Here is a 15,555-nt window from a genome sequence, read left to right as displayed (position 1 = left end):
AATATTTACTCAATTAACAAAAAAGATGATAATTTAAAGGCTTCGTTTTAGCTAGACAGCCTTGTTTTTATTCGATAAAATTTAGTAATAACAATCATTTTTTGAAAACTAGTAGTTGGTAATTTTTATTTATTAATAGAATATAAATAAAAATTATTATATTTTGAAGGGGAATATTAGGAAGATTGAGGTGGAAAAATGGAAAAATATACAATTGGTGTCGTTCCTTTGACAATTGAAACAAAAGAATACTGTCAAAATTGGTTTGTTAGTAATCAAGTAGAATGTCAGATCATCCAAGGAACAAATATACTTCTTCATTTGCACCATATTGATGGATTAGTGATTGAAGTTACTGACCACCAGCAAGTAAATACTTGTTGTGAGTTATTAATGACGATTCGCAAGCAGTCAGATTTACCGATTTGGTTATTTTCTCGGACAGAAGTAATTAGTAAAGTCAATCGAATTATTTATTTACAATTAGGTGCAGATGGCGTTTTTGATCATTCTTATGATCGTCAAGAATGCATGTTAAGCATGAGTAATTTATTGCAACGTGTAAAAAGACGTTTTTATCCTAAATTAGCTATTGCAAACGAGGAACAAACAGTTACTAAGAATCTTTCTGAGAGATTGTATTTAATTGCGCCAAATTTGAGTGTTTGCTTGGGAAGTGGAGAAGAAATTCTTTTAACAAAATTGGAATTTTTCACAATAGAGTATTTATACAAACACGCAGGACAAACAATTACATATGAAGAACTCTACAAAAATGTCTGGAAAGATACTGCGAATGAACGAAAATATCGTGTCGCTAATGTGATTTTCCATTTGCGTAAAAAAATTGAACAAGATGTGAACAAACCACAATATATCAAAACAATTCGCTCAAAAGGCTATATGTTAACGGTGTAAAAGGTACGAAGGAGGAGAAACAAATGTGGCAATTTTTGACTAAAAACAATGAAGATGAGGAGTATGAGAAGATGCCGGATTTTGAAAATGAACAATCGATGAAAGCACAACCAACGGTAACAGAGGAAGCAAGCTTTGATGACGAGGTTGTTTATGCAAAAGAGCAATCCGCAAAAGTTAAGCAGGTCCAGCAACAAGTGCCGACTGAACTGTCAGAAGAGTCATTTTCTTTTGTTGAAAAACTAGAAGAAGAAAATCAACTATATCAGCAATCCATTAAAAAGCTAACGGAGCAATTATTAATGCAAACCAATGAAGTGGAAGCATTACAAAAACAAGTAGTCGAAAAAGATGTTCAACTTAAACATGTTAAAGAAACATTAAGTGATAAAGAAACAACTATCACTTCTTTACAGAAACAATTGTCTGAAGAAAAGATGCAACAGAGACAGACCAGTGAAGAGAATTTAGACACAGCCGTTACGCTTTCTCAAAAAGAAATTGGCGAAGTGTTATTGGAAGCCAAACGTCAAGCAAAAGAAACAATTAGTCAAGCCAAACAACAAGTTGCAACAGTTCATGAAGAAATGGAACAACGTTTAGCAACTTTAACACGCATGAAGCAAGTGGCAAGAGAGTACCAAGCTTATTGTGAACAAATGCTGACAATCAAGAATGAATCAACAGGAACGTACCAACAGATAGAGCAGTTATTAGCAGAAATAAAGAGGTAAATGAAGGAGAAATGCGATGAAAAAAAGAAAGGCGAGATATTTGAAGTTGGTATGTATTGGAATTTTAGGGATTTATGCGGGCGCCAGTTACTACAATTCGGAACCATTAATCGCTCAAGAAGAGACCGAAACGAGGGACGAAAGTCGACAGCTATCGCTGGAAGAAAAAAGAGCGGACCAAGCCAATCAAGATCAAGGAACCCTTACTTCTTCAACGCTGAACGAAACAATAATAAGTTCGTCTGAACAACAAGAAAGCTCAACACAAAATGACACCAGTGACCATCCAGAAAATAATGTGGAACCTTCAGAATCTGAAAATAGTTTACCGCCACAAGAAAAGCCAATTGCTAGTACTAAACCAACCGAATCGTTACAAAGTGAGCAACCAGCGTCTGAAGAGCGTAAAGCACTCACTGAAAAGCCGCCTCATAATCAGGAACCACAAAATTCTACATTAACTGAAAAGACCAAAGAGCCGTTGGTACATTCAGAGATAGACAATAGTCAAGAAAAGGAAAAGCAAGCAGGAATTCAACAACAAGCCGAGGCAAATTTTGTTGTCCAAGAGAATGCTTCTACTTCTGAGTTTATTAGAAAAATCGGTGAAGAAGCACGAGTTATTGGTCAGCAACATGATCTATACGCTTCTGTCATGATAGCTCAAGCTATTTTAGAAAGTGGCTCGGGCAATAGTGCGTTAGCAGCGCCGCCTAATTATAATTTGTTTGGCATTAAAGGCGCTTATCAAGGTCAAAGTGTCAGCTTTCCCACACAAGAAGATGATGGTAAAGGGAAGATGACCACCATTCATGCCGATTTTCGTCAGTATCCATCCTATAAAGAGTCATTAACAGACTATAGTAAATTAATCATCAATGGGCTGGCGGGTAATCCAACGTTTTATCACGGCGTTTTGAAAGCAAACACGACGAATTATCAGCAGGCAACAAAATTTTTAACAGGTCGTTATGCAACGGATACATATTACGATAAAAAATTAAACGCGTTGATTGAAACCTATCAATTAACTGAATACGATCAAGAAAAGAAGAAACCAGTAGTGACTAATTTGGCAGAAGAAAAGAAACCTTCGTTTGATAAGGAAGCAGTCAAAGAACAGCTAAAAAAAGAAGCAGTCATCTATGAAGTAAGCAAAGGAGATTCTCTCGCCACCATTAGCCAGACGTTTGGTGTGTCAGCAACAGCCATTTTAAAACAAAATTCAAAGACTCAAGAAATGTTTTATATTGGCCAAAAAATCACGATTCCTCAGCATACAGCGGCGACTTCTCTAGAACCGAAAGAACAAGCGTTACTTCAATCACTAATAATCAGTAAATCGGTGACTAATGCTTTGGAAACAGCAGAGCAATCAAATGGTACAGCGAATGCCTCAAAAACAGAGTCTACTGAGTATTATGAAGTAAAAAGAGGAGAGACACTCGCAAAAATTGCTAAAAAAACGGGCTATTCCTTAACCGCCCTCAAGCAGGCAAATGACTTAACGTATTCTGTATTAACCGAAGGACAAACGATAGCACTTCCTAAGCTAAAGGACTAATGCTGATTTAACTTATCGGTCGATGGAGTCAATATATTATTAGAGTAAGAGTAGAGGGTAAGTTCATTCATGGATGAACTTTTCCTCTACTCTTACTATGTTTTTCATAAATACTTAATAAATAGTAAAATTAGCAAGAGAATTGTGTCTTTACACAAAATAGATAGGTTTTCTTGTCGAAGTTTGATAAAATGATTAGTTGAAAGGATGCGTGAAAATTGAAAGAATTATTTCGTAAATACCGAGAAGTACTGGCTTATTTATTTTTTGGTGGTGCAACGACTGTCGTCAACTTAGTTGTGTTTTTTGTTTGTCAAAATGTGTTAGGGTTGGATTACAAGATAAGTAACACAATTAGTTGGTTTTTATCTGTTCTATTTGCCTTTTTCACGAATAAATATTGGGTATTCGCAAGTAAGCATGAAAGCATAGCTGGTTTTTTTAAAGAAATGGGCTTATTTTATTGGTACCGAATTTTATCTTTTGTGGCTGATATGGGTTTAATGATTCTCCTAATTGATGGCATTCATTTTTCATCGTTTTGGGCGAAAATGATTACACAAGTTGTAGTAGTGATTTTAAATTATTTCTTCAGTAAATTTTTCATTTTTAAAGAAAAAGAGGTCTAAGCAGATTTTAGGCTAAAAAAAATTTTTTTGTTATAATATAAACAAGTTTTTAATACAAAGAATAGAGGTAGAAAACGATGGACTATACATATGCAGATGATAGTTTGACATTGCATACAGATATGTATCAAATCAATATGATGCAAACATACTGGGAATTAGGGAGAGCAGATTTACATGCTGTTTTTGAATGTTACTTTAGAGAGATGCCCTTTAATCATGGCTACGCAATTTTTGCAGGTTTAGAACGTTTAGTCAATTATCTCGAAAATTTAACGTTCACAGAATCTGATATTGCATATCTCCGAGAAGTTGAAGAATATCCAGAAGATTTCTTGACGTATTTAGCAAATTTTGAATTTAAATGTACTGTACGCTCTGCTTTAGAAGGGGATTTGGTTTTTAATAACGAACCGTTAATTCAAATTGAAGGTCCTTTGGCACAATGTCAATTGGTAGAAACTGCCTTGCTAAATATGGTGAATTTCCAAACATTAATTGCGACAAAAGCGGCTCGAATTAAATCCGTGATAGGCGATGATCCTTTATTGGAATTTGGAACACGCCGGGCACAAGAATTAGATGCTGCCATTTGGGGCACAAGAGCCGCCTATATTGGTGGGGCGGACGCGACAAGTAATGTTCGTGCTGGTAAAATTTTTGGTATTCCGGTTAGTGGGACTCATGCCCATTCATTGGTTCAGTCGTATGGAAATGATTATGAAGCATTCATGGCGTATGCCAAAACACATCGGGATTGCGTTTTCCTTGTTGATACGTATGATACTTTGAAATCGGGAGTGCCAAGCGCAATTCGAGTAGCTCGAGAAATGGGTGATAAAATTAATTTCCTAGGTGTGCGGATTGATAGTGGCGATATGGCTTATATTTCTAAACGAGTTCGTGAACAACTGGACGAAGCTGGCTTTACTGAAGCAAAAATTTATGCATCGAATGATTTAGATGAAAATACGATTTTGAATCTAAAAATGCAAAAATCAAAAATTGATGTATGGGGCGTGGGTACCAAGCTGATTACCGCCTATGATCAACCGGCTTTAGGAGCGGTGTTTAAATTAGTTTCAATTGAAGGTGAAGATGGTCAAATGAAAGATACCATTAAACTATCTAGCAATGCTGAAAAAGTGACAACACCAGGAAAAAAACAAGTCTGGCGCATTACACGTAAATCTGATAAAAAGTCAGAAGGGGACTATGTGACACTTTGGAACGAAGATCCTCGCCAAGAAGAAGAAATTTATATGTTCCATCCCGTTCATACCTTTATTAATAAGTATGTCCGTGATTTTGAAGCACGGCCAGTACTCCAAGATATTTTCGTTGAAGGAAAACGTGTGTATGAATTACCAACTTTAGATGAAATTAAACAATATGCAAAAGAAAATTTAGATTCACTTTGGGAAGAATACAAGCGGGACTTGAATCCGCAGAAATATCCAGTGGACCTTTCAACAGATTGTTGGAACCACAAAATGAATTTATTGGAAAAAGTGCGTAAAGACGTTAAACATTTAACGGAAACGGTGAATAAGGAGGCCTAGAAATGACAACACTTCAAGAAAAAATCATTCAAGAGTTAGGTGTTTTACCGACAATTGATCCAAAAGAAGAAGTTCGTAAAAGTATTGATTTTCTGAAAGCTTATTTAACTAAACATCCTTTTTTAAAAACCTTTGTCTTGGGAATTAGTGGCGGACAAGATTCAACATTAGCTGGGCGCTTAGCACAATTAGCGATGACTGAAATGCGCGAAGAAACAGGAGATATGTCGTATCAATTTATTGCGATTCGCCTTCCATACGGTGAGCAAGCAGATGAAGCTGATGCACAAGCCGCGCTAGCCTTTATCCAGCCAGATGTTTCTTTACGAGTGGATATTAAACCAGCAGTGGATGCAATGGTTGGTTCGCTAGAAAACGCTGGCGTTCAAATTAGCGATTTTAATAAAGGGAACATGAAAGCACGTCAACGTATGATTACACAATATGCAGTAGCTGGCGAAAATGCTGGCGCAGTAATTGGCACAGACCACGCAGCCGAAAATGTCACAGCTTTCTTCACCAAATATGGCGATGGCGGAGCGGATATTTTACCGTTATTTCGTTTAAATAAGCGCCAAGGAAAAGCTTTGCTGAAAGAACTTGGGGCACCAGAAGCCTTGTATCTAAAAATACCAACAGCTGATCTAGAAGATGACAAACCGTTAGTTGCAGATGAAGTTGCCTTAGGTGTCACGTATGATGCCATTGATGACTATTTGGAAGGCAAAAAAGTCTCGGAAACAGATCAACAAACAATTGAAAACTGGTATAAAAAAGGACAACACAAACGGCATTTACCCATTACAATTTTTGATGATTTTTGGAAATAAAAACACAGACCATCGGCGAATGAACGATGGTCTGTGTTTTTTTTACATAACTACTTTTCAGAAAGTAAACGTTGCTACAGCAACTATCCTATGATAATGAAAGTCGTTTTCATTTAGGCGTTTTCACTTTCTTTTTCAAAACAGAAAAGGTACGCTCAATAATGTAAAGTGAATGATGGGAGAGAAAAAGAGATGAAGCATGTAACAAAATTGGGGATTACAATTATAACAGGAGTTTTGGCATTATTATTTGAATTTATTTTACATCAGCCGAATTGGGCGTATGGCATTATTTTAATAACAGGTTCTGTAATGGCGTTAATGATGTTCTGGGAAATGATTCAAACCTTACGTGAAGGAAAATATGGTGTCGATATTTTAGCGATTACCGCTATCGTTGCAACCTTAGCTGTGGGAGAATACTGGGCCAGTTTGATGATTTTAATTATGTTGACTGGTGGTGATTCATTAGAAGACTATGCTGCTGGAAAAGCTAACCAAGAGCTGAAGTCATTATTGGATAACTCGCCACAAAAAGCTCATCGCTTGAATGGCGAAAATTTAGAAGATGTTTCTGTTGAGGAAATCAATGTTGGCGATGAATTAGTAGTAAAACCAGGGGAACTAGTTCCAGTTGATGGCTTGGTAAAAACCGGGACATCAACAGTCGATGAATCTTCATTAACAGGAGAATCAAAACCAATTGAAAAAAATCCTGGGGATGAATTAATGTCGGGTTCCGTGAATGGTGATGGCTCTTTGAAAATGGTTGCTGAAAAAACTGTAGCAGACAGTCAATATCAAACAATTGTGAACTTAGTGAAAGAATCTGCGGCACGTCCAGCTCATTTTGTACGTTTAGCAGACCGCTATGCGGTACCTTTTACACTAGTTGCCTACTTAATTGCAGGTGTTGCTTGGTTTGTTTCAAAAAGTCCGACACGTTTTGCGGAAGTCTTAGTGGTTGCTTCGCCGTGTCCTTTAATTCTATCTGCCCCAATTGCTTTAGTGGCAGGGATGGGTCGTTCAAGTCGTCATGGGGTCGTTATTAAATCGGGAACGATGGTCGAAAAATTAGCTTCTGCAAAAACGATTGCGTTTGATAAAACAGGCACGATTACGCAAGGACAACTTTCTGTTGATCAAGTCCAACCAATCAATGCTGAAATAACTGCTGCTGAATTAGTGGGATTGGCAGCAAGCGTGGAACAAGAATCAAGTCATATTTTAGCTAGATCAATTGTTGCTTATGCCAGAAAGCAAGATGTCCCATTAAAAAATATTACAGATCTAGCGGAAGTTTCTGGTGCTGGCGTGAAGGCATTTGTGGATGGTGCTGAGATACGGGTAGGTAAAAAGAATTTTGTGACACAAGAGTCTCAAGCAACTGAAAAAATTGATAAAACGACTATTCATATTTCACGTAATGGCACATATTTAGGCCGAATTACTTTTACAGACACAGTACGACCAGAAGCAAAAGAGACTATGGAAAAATTACACCAATTACATCTTCAACGAATTTTAATGCTGACGGGGGATCAAGAATCCGTCGCAGAAACGATTGCTGCAGAAGTAGGAATTACCGAAGTACATGGGGAATGTTTACCACAAGATAAGTTAACTATTCTAAAAGAATTGCCCAAAGAAAACCATCCAGTCATCATGGTAGGGGATGGTGTAAATGATGCACCTTCGCTTGCTGCTGCAGACGTAGGTATTGCTATGGGCGCTCATGGAGCTACTGCGGCTAGTGAAACTGCTGACGTTGTTATTTTAAAAGATGACTTAAGTAAAGTCAGCCAAGCGGTCGAAATTGCCCAAGATACCATGAAAATTGCCAAACAATCTGTATTAATCGGAATTTTTATCTGCGTTTTACTAATGCTAATTGCTAGTACCGGGATCATTCCGGCGCTAATCGGGGCTATGCTACAAGAAGTCGTGGACACTGTGTCAATCTTATCTGCTTTGCGTGCTCGTCGAATTGGCAAGTAAGGTGGAACAATTAATTGCCTGAATGTCCAGCTTAGTGGTAAAATAAAGGTACGTTTTTAATATTAATAAGTTACAGGGGAGAGATTGTGCAATGAAAGGAAACCAAATAGATGGGCAACCAGTCACGGAAGAACAACTATTAAAAGAAGGCTACCGTAAATATACGGGGGAAGGAATTGATATCTTTTATAATAAAGATATTTGTGAACATATTGGTAATTGTGTTCGCGGAAATCCAGAAGTCTTTGAAGTTGGTCGGAAACCATGGATTATTCCAGATAACGGAAGTGTTGAAAATGACATGATTGTGGTAGATTCATGTCCAAGTGGTGCTCTAAAATATATTCGGAAAGCAGGGAACGAATATGCAAATTAAAGAAGAAAACAATCGTTTTGCTCTATATAACGATGAAAACCAAGAAATTGGTGAAATGACTTGGTCAGATGCTGGCGAAAGCATGATGATTATTGATCATACGTTTGTTGATCCAACTTATCGTGGACAAAAATTAGCTGAAAAACTTGTTTTAGCAGGTGTTGAAAAAGCGAGAAAAGAGCATAAAAAAATTATTCCGCTATGTCCATTTGCCAAAAAAGAATTTGATACTAAACCTGAATACGGAGACGTATTGAGAAAATAAAGAAGAAACTAGCAACAGCCGCAAGTAGAAATCTGATTCCTACTTGCGGCTGTTGTTATTAGAGACAAATAAGGAAAGACATTAAATTTCACTGGTGTTTACAGATAAAATATGCTACATTAAAGTAGATGAATTTCGCATATTTGTATAAAAAGGAGAATTAACGCATGTATAATCTAATCTTAACGTTGGTCATCATTTTATCTGTTTTAATCGTCATTACTGTTATGATGCAACCAAGCAAACAAAACAGTGCAGCAAGTGCCTTCACTGGCGGTGCAGATAAATTATTTGGGAAGCAAAAAGCGCGCGGTTTTGAAGCTGTTATGCAACGCTCAACAGCAGTTCTTGGCGCAATTTGGATGATTTTATTATTTGTTTTGGCGTTCTTATCTTCAAAATAAGTACGTAATCTTTTAAAATGACAAGTTTAGAACAGAGAGATGAGTGCGGACACTTATTTTTCTGTTCTTTTTCTTTCTGAAAAAGTCTTTGAAACTTATCATTTCGGAAGGTTTTCTTTTGAGAATATGATAGAATGAAGCTGAGGTGAGCGAAGTGGCAAAAAAAATCAATTTACCGAAGCCGTTATTTTCAGAAAAAGGAAAACGGGCGGTCCTTTTATTACATGCTTATTCTGGCAGCAGTAATGATGTACGGATGTTAAGCAGACGTTTAGAAAAAGAAAATTATACTGTCTATTCGCCTAATTTTTCAGGACATGGCACGCTAGTTCCTGAAGATATTTTAGATCAAACAACGGAACAATGGTGGCAAGATACACAAGAAGCAGTCGCTTTTTTGAGAGAAAGAGGCTACCAAGAAATTGCCATTTTTGGTTTATCAATGGGCGGGATTTTCAGTATGCATGCATTAACGGAACAATTAACAGGATTAATTGGTGGTGGATTTTTCTGTTCACCGATCTACCCTGTCGAAAATAAAGTCCCAGAAAATTTCGTATTATACGCAGAAAACGTGATGAAAATCGCAGAAGTTCCTGCAGAGGAACAACAAAGCCGGTTGCAATCGATTGAGCAACGAGTCAAACAACAATTAGGAGCGATTGAAACAATTGCTAGTCAGACGGCAGACAAACTAAACAAAATCCACGCACCTCTTTTCTTAGCGCAAGCTGGCAAAGATGAAATGATTGAGCCAATGGGCGTCTATCAAACGGCCCAAGCGCTAACACAAGCACGTGTGACCTTACAATGGTACCCAAATAGCGGACATGTCATTACGGTGAGTGGAGAACACAAACAATTAGAGCAAGATGTGGTGCAATTTTTAGCAACACTACCTTGGAATGAGGAGAAATAATGACAAAACAAACAATTAAAGAGCAAATTTTACATTTCATGGAAAGCCAAAAAAAGAAAAGCTTTTCAATGGAAGAAATTGCACAAGGCTTGAATTTAGAAAAAAGTTCAGATTTTAAAATTTTAGTGCAAACCATTGCACAAATGGAACGAGAAAAGTCAGTTAGTTTCAACAAAAAAGGCAAAGTCCTGTTACCAATGAAAGACTTATTAATAGAAGGAACGTTTCGTGCAAATGAACGAGGCTTTGGTTTCGTGACCATCGATCCTGAAGAACCAGATGTTTACATTCCTAAAGAGGCAACGAACTTTGCAATGGATGGAGATACGGTTTTAATCGACGTGATCCAACATGCGGATCCTTTTTCAGATCGCGGCGCAGAAGGTAAAGTCAAAGAAATTAAAGAGCGAGCAGTGAGCCAAGTTGTCGGAGAATTTGTGGCATATAGTGAAGAAGAAATGGCAGAAATGGGACTGTATGGCTACATGATTCCCAAAGATAAGAAATTGAATCAGTATACTGTATCAATTGCACCTGAAGGGATTAAGCCAGTAGATGGTAGCATTGTCATTGCTGAAATTACCTATTATCCAGATCAAGAATATCCAACGAGTATGGAAGGACTAGTCAAACAAGTGATTGGTCATAAAAATGATCCAGGAATGGATATTTTATCAATCGTGGTGGCTCATGGAATTCCCACAGCATTTCCTGATGAAGTTTTGGCTGAAGCGGACCAAGTACCAGAAACTATTGCAGAAAGCGATTTAGTCGGTCGTCGGGATTTACGTGATCAGTTGATTGTGACGATTGATGGAGAAGATGCGAAAGATTTAGATGATGCAGTAACGGTACAAAAGTTAGCAAATGGCAATTTCTTTTTAGGGGTGCATATTGCAGATGTTTCTTATTATGTAACTGAAGGAAGCCAATTGGATATGGAAGCGTATGAACGCGGCACAAGTGTCTATTTGACAGACCGTGTTGTGCCAATGATTCCGCAGCGATTATCAAATGGTATTTGTTCGCTAAACCCACATGTTCCACGTTTAACCATGAGTTGTGAGATGGAAATTACACCAGAAGGAGAAGTTATTTCGCATGAAATTTTCCAAAGTGTAATCCAAACAACGGAGCGAATGACCTATACAGCAGTCAATGAAATTTTAGAAGAGCAAAAACCTGAAACGTTAGAACGCTACAAAGAGCTAGTTCCCATGTTTAAAGAGATGGGCGAGCTGCACCATATATTAGAAGAGATGCGTATGCGCCGTGGTGCGATTTCTTTTGAAGATCGTGAAGCCAAAGTCCTAGTTGATGAAAATGGTCATCCCCAAGATATTCTTTTACGCACGCGTGGCGTGGGTGAACGATTAATTGAATCCTTTATGTTGGCAGCGAATGAAACTGTGGCGCGTCATTATCATGACTTAAAACTGCCATTCATTTATCGGATTCATGAACAACCAAAAGAAGAAAAAATGCAACGTTTCTTTGACTTTGCTGCAGTACTTGGCATTCTTGTTAAAGGAACAAAAGAAAACATTTCACCGAAAGATTTACAAAAAGTTTTAGAGCAAGTTGAAAATAAGCCGGAAGAAGTGGTTATCAATACGATGTTGCTAAGAAGTATGCAACAAGCGAAATACTCAGAAGACAACTACGGACACTATGGGTTGGCTGCTGAATATTATACGCATTTCACTTCACCAATACGTCGTTATCCAGATTTAATTGTGCATCGTTTGATTCGCAGCTATAGCCAAGATCAATCTGAAAAAAATCAAGAAAAATGGAACGAAGCATTACCAGAAATTGCCAATCATAGTTCAAGTATGGAACGTCGCGCAGTTGATGCAGAGCGTGAAGTGGACGCCATGAAGAAAGCCGAATTTATGGTAGATAAAGTGGGAGAAACGTATGACGGGATTATCAGCTCAGTCACAAAATTTGGTATCTTTGTGGAACTGCCTAATACAATAGAAGGCTTGATTCACGTGAACAACTTAAAACAAGATTATTTCCACTTTATTGAAAATCATATGGCGTTAGTTGGTGAACGGACGGGAATGACTTTGAAAATTGGTCAGAAAGTTCAAATCCGTGTTGAAAAAGCTGATCCAGAAACAAGAGAAGTTGATTTTGAATTGATTTCAGCTGAGGAAGTCGCGCCAGTCGAAGGACCAAAAGGACGTAAAAAAGGTAAAGCCAATTCTTCAACTCGTTCAAATAATCAACGAAGAAATAAAAAAGATGAATCATTTGATGGTAAGAAAAAGAAAAATAAGAAAAAAGGCAAAGGCAAAAAACAACCTTTTTATAAAGAAGCAATGAAACAAAAAAATAAAAAAGGGAAAAAGAAGAAGTAGAGGAGGTCGCTTATGCCAAAAGGGGAAGGAAAATTAATCGCACAAAACCGCAAAGCTAGACATGATTATTCAATTATCGATACGGTTGAAGCAGGTCTTGTTTTACAAGGAACAGAAATCAAATCTATTCGAAATGGTCGTATCAATTTAAAAGATGGTTTTGCACGAATTCGAAACGGAGAAGCCTTTTTGTATAATGTTCATATTAGTCCATATGAACAGGGCAATATTTTTAATCATGACCCATTACGTACCAGAAAATTATTATTACACAAAAAACAAATTAATAAGTTAATCGGCGAAACCAAAAATACAGGTATCACATTAGTACCTTTGAAGGTCTATATTAAAGATGGCTATGCCAAAGTTTTGATTGGTTTAGCTAAAGGGAAAAAGCAGTACGACAAGCGTGAAGACTTGAAACGTAAGGAAGTTGACCGACAAATCAGTCGAACATTAAAAAATAACCGACGTTAAAAATGTAAATTTATTCTTTTTCGCATATTTGCTTGCCTTTCTTCGGATTAGGTGTAAAATCTGGTAAGTGTTGAGTAAATGAATGTAAATGATTCATTTTTTAATCGCTTCGGAAAGCAGTACCACCCTGCATTAGATTGGTTTATGGAAAAGGTTTTCCAACCAATTTTCAACACATGAAATTTTAAAAGTAAACTATTTGTAAATTATCAACAAGTGGTGGTACGATAGCTTTGCCAGGGATTATCACTCAGGAGTAGGATGAAACTTCTGAAAGATTGTTGGAAAAGAGGTGAATTGATTTGGAAGAGAAGAAATTACTCTTCAATATCGGACCAATTTGGTTTGATGGAACCATTGTTTTGATGGTGCTGTTGACGTGTATCATTGTTTTCGCCTTTGTCTATGCTTGTACGAGAAATATGAAGCTACGACCTAAAGGCAAACAAACGGTCATCGAATGGTTAGTGGATTTTATTCGTGGAATCATTACAGACAATTTACCTCGTAAAGAAGTGAGCAATTTTCATTTAATGGCGTTTACCCTGTTCATGTTTGTGCTTGTTTCAAACATCTTGGGTCTCGTTACAAAAATCGTTGTGGGCGACGATCTCAGCGTTTGGAAAAGTCCAACCGCCGATCCAATCGTAACCTTAACGTTAGCGATGATGATGATTGTCTTAACACACTTCTTTGGTATGAAACGCTTTGGTTTTAAAGGCTATCTAGTTAATAGTTATTTAAGACCCGTTGGTTTCTTACTACCGGTAAAATTAATGGAAGAATTCACGAATCTATTAACATTAGGCTTGCGTTTGTACGGAAACATTTTTGCCGGCGAAGTTCTCTTGGGCTTGATTGCTGGAACCGTAGCAAGCGTCGGATTATGGGTTATCCCACTAGCAATTCCGCTAGAAATGATTTGGGTAGCATTCTCAATCTTTATTGGATGTATCCAAGCGTTTATCTTTGTGACACTTTCAATGGTTTATATGTCACACAAAATTGAAACAGAAGAATAATCAAGAAATACGAAGGACAAAAATTATCTTTTAGGAGGATTTTACACAATGGAAGGATTAAATTTTATCGCAGCAGCAATTGCAATTTTCGGTTCAGCTATCGGAGCCGCTATCGGTAACGGACAAGTTATTTCAAAAACAATCGAGTCAATGACTCGTCAACCAGAAATGTCTGGTCAATTAAGAACAACAATGTTTATCGGGGTCGCTTTAATCGAAGCTGTGCCAATTTTAGGTGTCGTTGTTTCTTTATTACTTTTATTCAGATAAGCAATAAAATGGAGGCAGGACGCTGATTATTATCGGGACCGTCACTGCTTTCTTCTATCTTTAGCCTTTTCAATAGCTGGTGATAAAGCAATTGAAGAAGCTAAATCGATTTTTGCAGGAAAGGAAGTTGAGACTTCATGCTACTTACTACATTGGTAGTCGGTGAAACGGCTCCTAGTACCACACTAGGCACGATGATTGTTGTCAGTGGTGCATTTTTAATCTTGATGCTCTTATTAAAGAAATATGCATGGGGAGCAATCGTAGATATTTTGACACAACGTGAAGAAAAAATTGCCAACGATTTAGACTCTGCAGAACAATCTCGCGTAGCAGCAGCGAAAATGGAAAAAGAACGTCAACAACAATTACTTTCTTCCAGATCAGAAGCAGCTGAAATTATTAAAAACGCGAAAGAAAGTGGAGAACAGACTCGCCAAAAAACATTAAAAGAAACAACTGCGGAAGTTACTCGCTTACGCGAAAAAGCTCGGACAGATATTTCTCAAGAACGTGAAGAAGCATTGTCTTCAGTAAAAAATGAAGTGGCAGATCTTTCTCTTCAAATTGCAGCCAAAATTTTAAATAAAGAATTAACACCAGATGCACATGAAGCATTGATTGATTCTTATATTGAAAGTTTAGGTAAAGCAAATGAAACTAGATAAATATACAGTTGGTAAACGCTACGGCAAGGCTTTGTTTGAGTTGGCAGTTGAAAAGAACCAAGCTGAAGCAATTTATCAAGAATTATTGACGCTTCGCGAAGTCTATCACCAAGTACCTGGTATTGGCGATATTTTAAGTGATGATCGCTTAGAGCCTTATGAAAAAGACAGCATCATGGAAAAACTAGTAACAGGTTTTAGTGAAATGATGCAAAACTTTTTGCGAGTGGTTTACGAATATCGTCGCATGTACGATCTGCTCTTGATGATTGATGAATATGAACGACGTTATGATGAGCACCAAGGACTAATTTTGGGTTCAGTGACAACAGCCATTCCTTTATCAAAAGAACAACATCAAGCAATGGAAGAAAAAGCTGCCCAATTATTAGGGTATGAACAAGCGCATTTAGTCAATTTAATTGACCCGTCAATTGTCGGCGGAGTGGTTATTGAAGCAAACCATCAAGTAATCGATGGCAGCATCCGCAAACAATTAGAACATATGCAGCAGAAGTTATTAAAATAATCTTTAGGACTACAAAGAGGT

Annotated in this window: 17 protein-coding genes; all 17 read left to right on the top strand. The window is 37.3% G+C overall.

From position 1 onward, the window contains the following. Positions 1-198: 198 nt before the first annotated feature. The 17 genes from IGL37_RS10385 (at position 199) to atpH (ending at position 15,534) form a co-directional block, all read left to right on the top strand. Entirely contained in the window at positions 199-918 is a 720-nt protein-coding gene (locus tag IGL37_RS10385; RefSeq protein ID WP_002356534.1) for a response regulator transcription factor, read from the top strand. Positions 919-941: 23 nt separating this feature from the next. Beyond that, the gene (locus tag IGL37_RS10380; RefSeq protein ID WP_033917840.1) at positions 942-1,652 is read left to right on the top strand and encodes a hypothetical protein; all 711 of its coding nucleotides are present in this window, start codon (positions 942-944) and stop codon (positions 1,650-1,652) included. Positions 1,653-1,668: 16 nt separating this feature from the next. Next, entirely contained in the window at positions 1,669-3,216 is a 1,548-nt protein-coding gene (locus IGL37_RS10375) for a glucosaminidase domain-containing protein (protein ID WP_033917841.1), read from the top strand. 218 nt (positions 3,217-3,434) lie between these two features. Further along, entirely contained in the window at positions 3,435-3,845 is a 411-nt protein-coding gene (locus IGL37_RS10370) for a GtrA family protein (protein ID WP_002356537.1), read from the top strand. 77 nt (positions 3,846-3,922) lie between these two features. After that, positions 3,923-5,407, top strand: coding sequence for a nicotinate phosphoribosyltransferase (locus tag IGL37_RS10365; RefSeq protein WP_002397088.1), 1,485 nt, complete (start codon positions 3,923-3,925; stop codon positions 5,405-5,407). Positions 5,408-5,409: 2 nt separating this feature from the next. Further along, positions 5,410-6,237, top strand: coding sequence for an ammonia-dependent NAD(+) synthetase (gene nadE / locus IGL37_RS10360; RefSeq protein WP_002356540.1), 828 nt, complete (start codon positions 5,410-5,412; stop codon positions 6,235-6,237). Between the two features lie 168 nt (positions 6,238-6,405). Further along, positions 6,406-8,235 carry a heavy metal translocating P-type ATPase gene (locus IGL37_RS10355; protein ID WP_002356542.1) on the top strand — a complete coding sequence of 610 codons (1,830 nt, stop codon included), beginning with the start codon at positions 6,406-6,408 and terminating at the stop codon, positions 8,233-8,235. 91 nt (positions 8,236-8,326) lie between these two features. Beyond that, a complete protein-coding gene (locus IGL37_RS10350) occupies positions 8,327-8,611 on the top strand; it encodes a (4Fe-4S)-binding protein (RefSeq protein WP_002356543.1) in 285 nt (94 codons plus the stop codon). Continuing rightward, the gene (locus IGL37_RS10345; protein WP_002356545.1) at positions 8,601-8,876 is read left to right on the top strand and encodes a GNAT family N-acetyltransferase; all 276 of its coding nucleotides are present in this window, start codon (positions 8,601-8,603) and stop codon (positions 8,874-8,876) included. Before IGL37_RS10350 ends, IGL37_RS10345 begins: the two co-directional genes overlap by 11 nt. A 167-nt stretch (positions 8,877-9,043) precedes the next feature. Beyond that, positions 9,044-9,280, top strand: coding sequence for a preprotein translocase subunit SecG (gene secG, locus IGL37_RS10340; RefSeq protein ID WP_002356546.1), 237 nt, complete (start codon positions 9,044-9,046; stop codon positions 9,278-9,280). A gap of 145 nt (positions 9,281-9,425) precedes the next feature. Continuing rightward, positions 9,426-10,199 carry an alpha/beta hydrolase gene (locus IGL37_RS10335; RefSeq protein ID WP_002384145.1) on the top strand — a complete coding sequence of 258 codons (774 nt, stop codon included), beginning with the start codon at positions 9,426-9,428 and terminating at the stop codon, positions 10,197-10,199. Beyond that, positions 10,199-12,568 carry a ribonuclease R gene (gene rnr / locus IGL37_RS10330; protein ID WP_002356549.1) on the top strand — a complete coding sequence of 790 codons (2,370 nt, stop codon included), beginning with the start codon at positions 10,199-10,201 and terminating at the stop codon, positions 12,566-12,568. Before IGL37_RS10335 ends, rnr begins: the two co-directional genes overlap by 1 nt. Positions 12,569-12,580: 12 nt before the next feature. After that, positions 12,581-13,045: an SsrA-binding protein SmpB gene (gene smpB, locus IGL37_RS10325; RefSeq protein WP_002356550.1), complete on the top strand. Its 465-nt coding sequence runs from the start codon at positions 12,581-12,583 to the stop codon at positions 13,043-13,045. 302 nt (positions 13,046-13,347) lie between these two features. Beyond that, positions 13,348-14,067: a F0F1 ATP synthase subunit A gene (atpB, locus tag IGL37_RS10320; RefSeq protein ID WP_002356551.1), complete on the top strand. Its 720-nt coding sequence runs from the start codon at positions 13,348-13,350 to the stop codon at positions 14,065-14,067. A 48-nt stretch (positions 14,068-14,115) separates the two neighbouring features. Further along, entirely contained in the window at positions 14,116-14,337 is a 222-nt protein-coding gene (atpE, locus tag IGL37_RS10315; protein WP_002356552.1) for an ATP synthase F0 subunit C, read from the top strand. A gap of 137 nt (positions 14,338-14,474) precedes the next feature. Next, on the top strand, positions 14,475-15,005 hold the full coding sequence (atpF, locus tag IGL37_RS10310; protein ID WP_002365031.1) for a F0F1 ATP synthase subunit B: 531 nt from the start codon (positions 14,475-14,477) through the stop codon (positions 15,003-15,005). Beyond that, positions 14,992-15,534: an ATP synthase F1 subunit delta gene (gene atpH / locus IGL37_RS10305; protein ID WP_002356554.1), complete on the top strand. Its 543-nt coding sequence runs from the start codon at positions 14,992-14,994 to the stop codon at positions 15,532-15,534. Before atpF ends, atpH begins: the two co-directional genes overlap by 14 nt. Positions 15,535-15,555 lie beyond the last annotated feature (21 nt).

This window comes from Enterococcus sp. AZ119, from assembly GCF_050546175.1.
Taxonomy (GTDB): domain Bacteria; phylum Bacillota; class Bacilli; order Lactobacillales; family Enterococcaceae; genus Enterococcus; species Enterococcus faecalis.
The sequence above is the reverse complement of the archived record's forward strand: the minus strand, read 5'-3'. Positions and strand labels throughout refer to the sequence as shown.

Coding starts and splice junctions, on each gene's coding strand:
- IGL37_RS10345 (WP_002356545.1), top strand. CDS start 8,601: ATGCAAATTAAAGAAGAAAACAATCGTTTTGCTCTATATAACGATGAA.
- IGL37_RS10350 (WP_002356543.1), top strand. CDS start 8,327: ATGAAAGGAAACCAAATAGATGGGCAACCAGTCACGGAAGAACAACTA.
- rnr (WP_002356549.1), top strand. CDS start 10,199: ATGACAAAACAAACAATTAAAGAGCAAATTTTACATTTCATGGAAAGC.
- atpE (WP_002356552.1), top strand. CDS start 14,116: ATGGAAGGATTAAATTTTATCGCAGCAGCAATTGCAATTTTCGGTTCA.
- smpB (WP_002356550.1), top strand. CDS start 12,581: ATGCCAAAAGGGGAAGGAAAATTAATCGCACAAAACCGCAAAGCTAGA.
- atpH (WP_002356554.1), top strand. CDS start 14,992: ATGAAACTAGATAAATATACAGTTGGTAAACGCTACGGCAAGGCTTTG.
- IGL37_RS10365 (WP_002397088.1), top strand. CDS start 3,923: ATGGACTATACATATGCAGATGATAGTTTGACATTGCATACAGATATG.
- secG (WP_002356546.1), top strand. CDS start 9,044: ATGTATAATCTAATCTTAACGTTGGTCATCATTTTATCTGTTTTAATC.
- atpF (WP_002365031.1), top strand. CDS start 14,475: ATGCTACTTACTACATTGGTAGTCGGTGAAACGGCTCCTAGTACCACA.
- IGL37_RS10385 (WP_002356534.1), top strand. CDS start 199: ATGGAAAAATATACAATTGGTGTCGTTCCTTTGACAATTGAAACAAAA.
- IGL37_RS10380 (WP_033917840.1), top strand. CDS start 942: ATGTGGCAATTTTTGACTAAAAACAATGAAGATGAGGAGTATGAGAAG.
- nadE (WP_002356540.1), top strand. CDS start 5,410: ATGACAACACTTCAAGAAAAAATCATTCAAGAGTTAGGTGTTTTACCG.
- IGL37_RS10375 (WP_033917841.1), top strand. CDS start 1,669: ATGAAAAAAAGAAAGGCGAGATATTTGAAGTTGGTATGTATTGGAATT.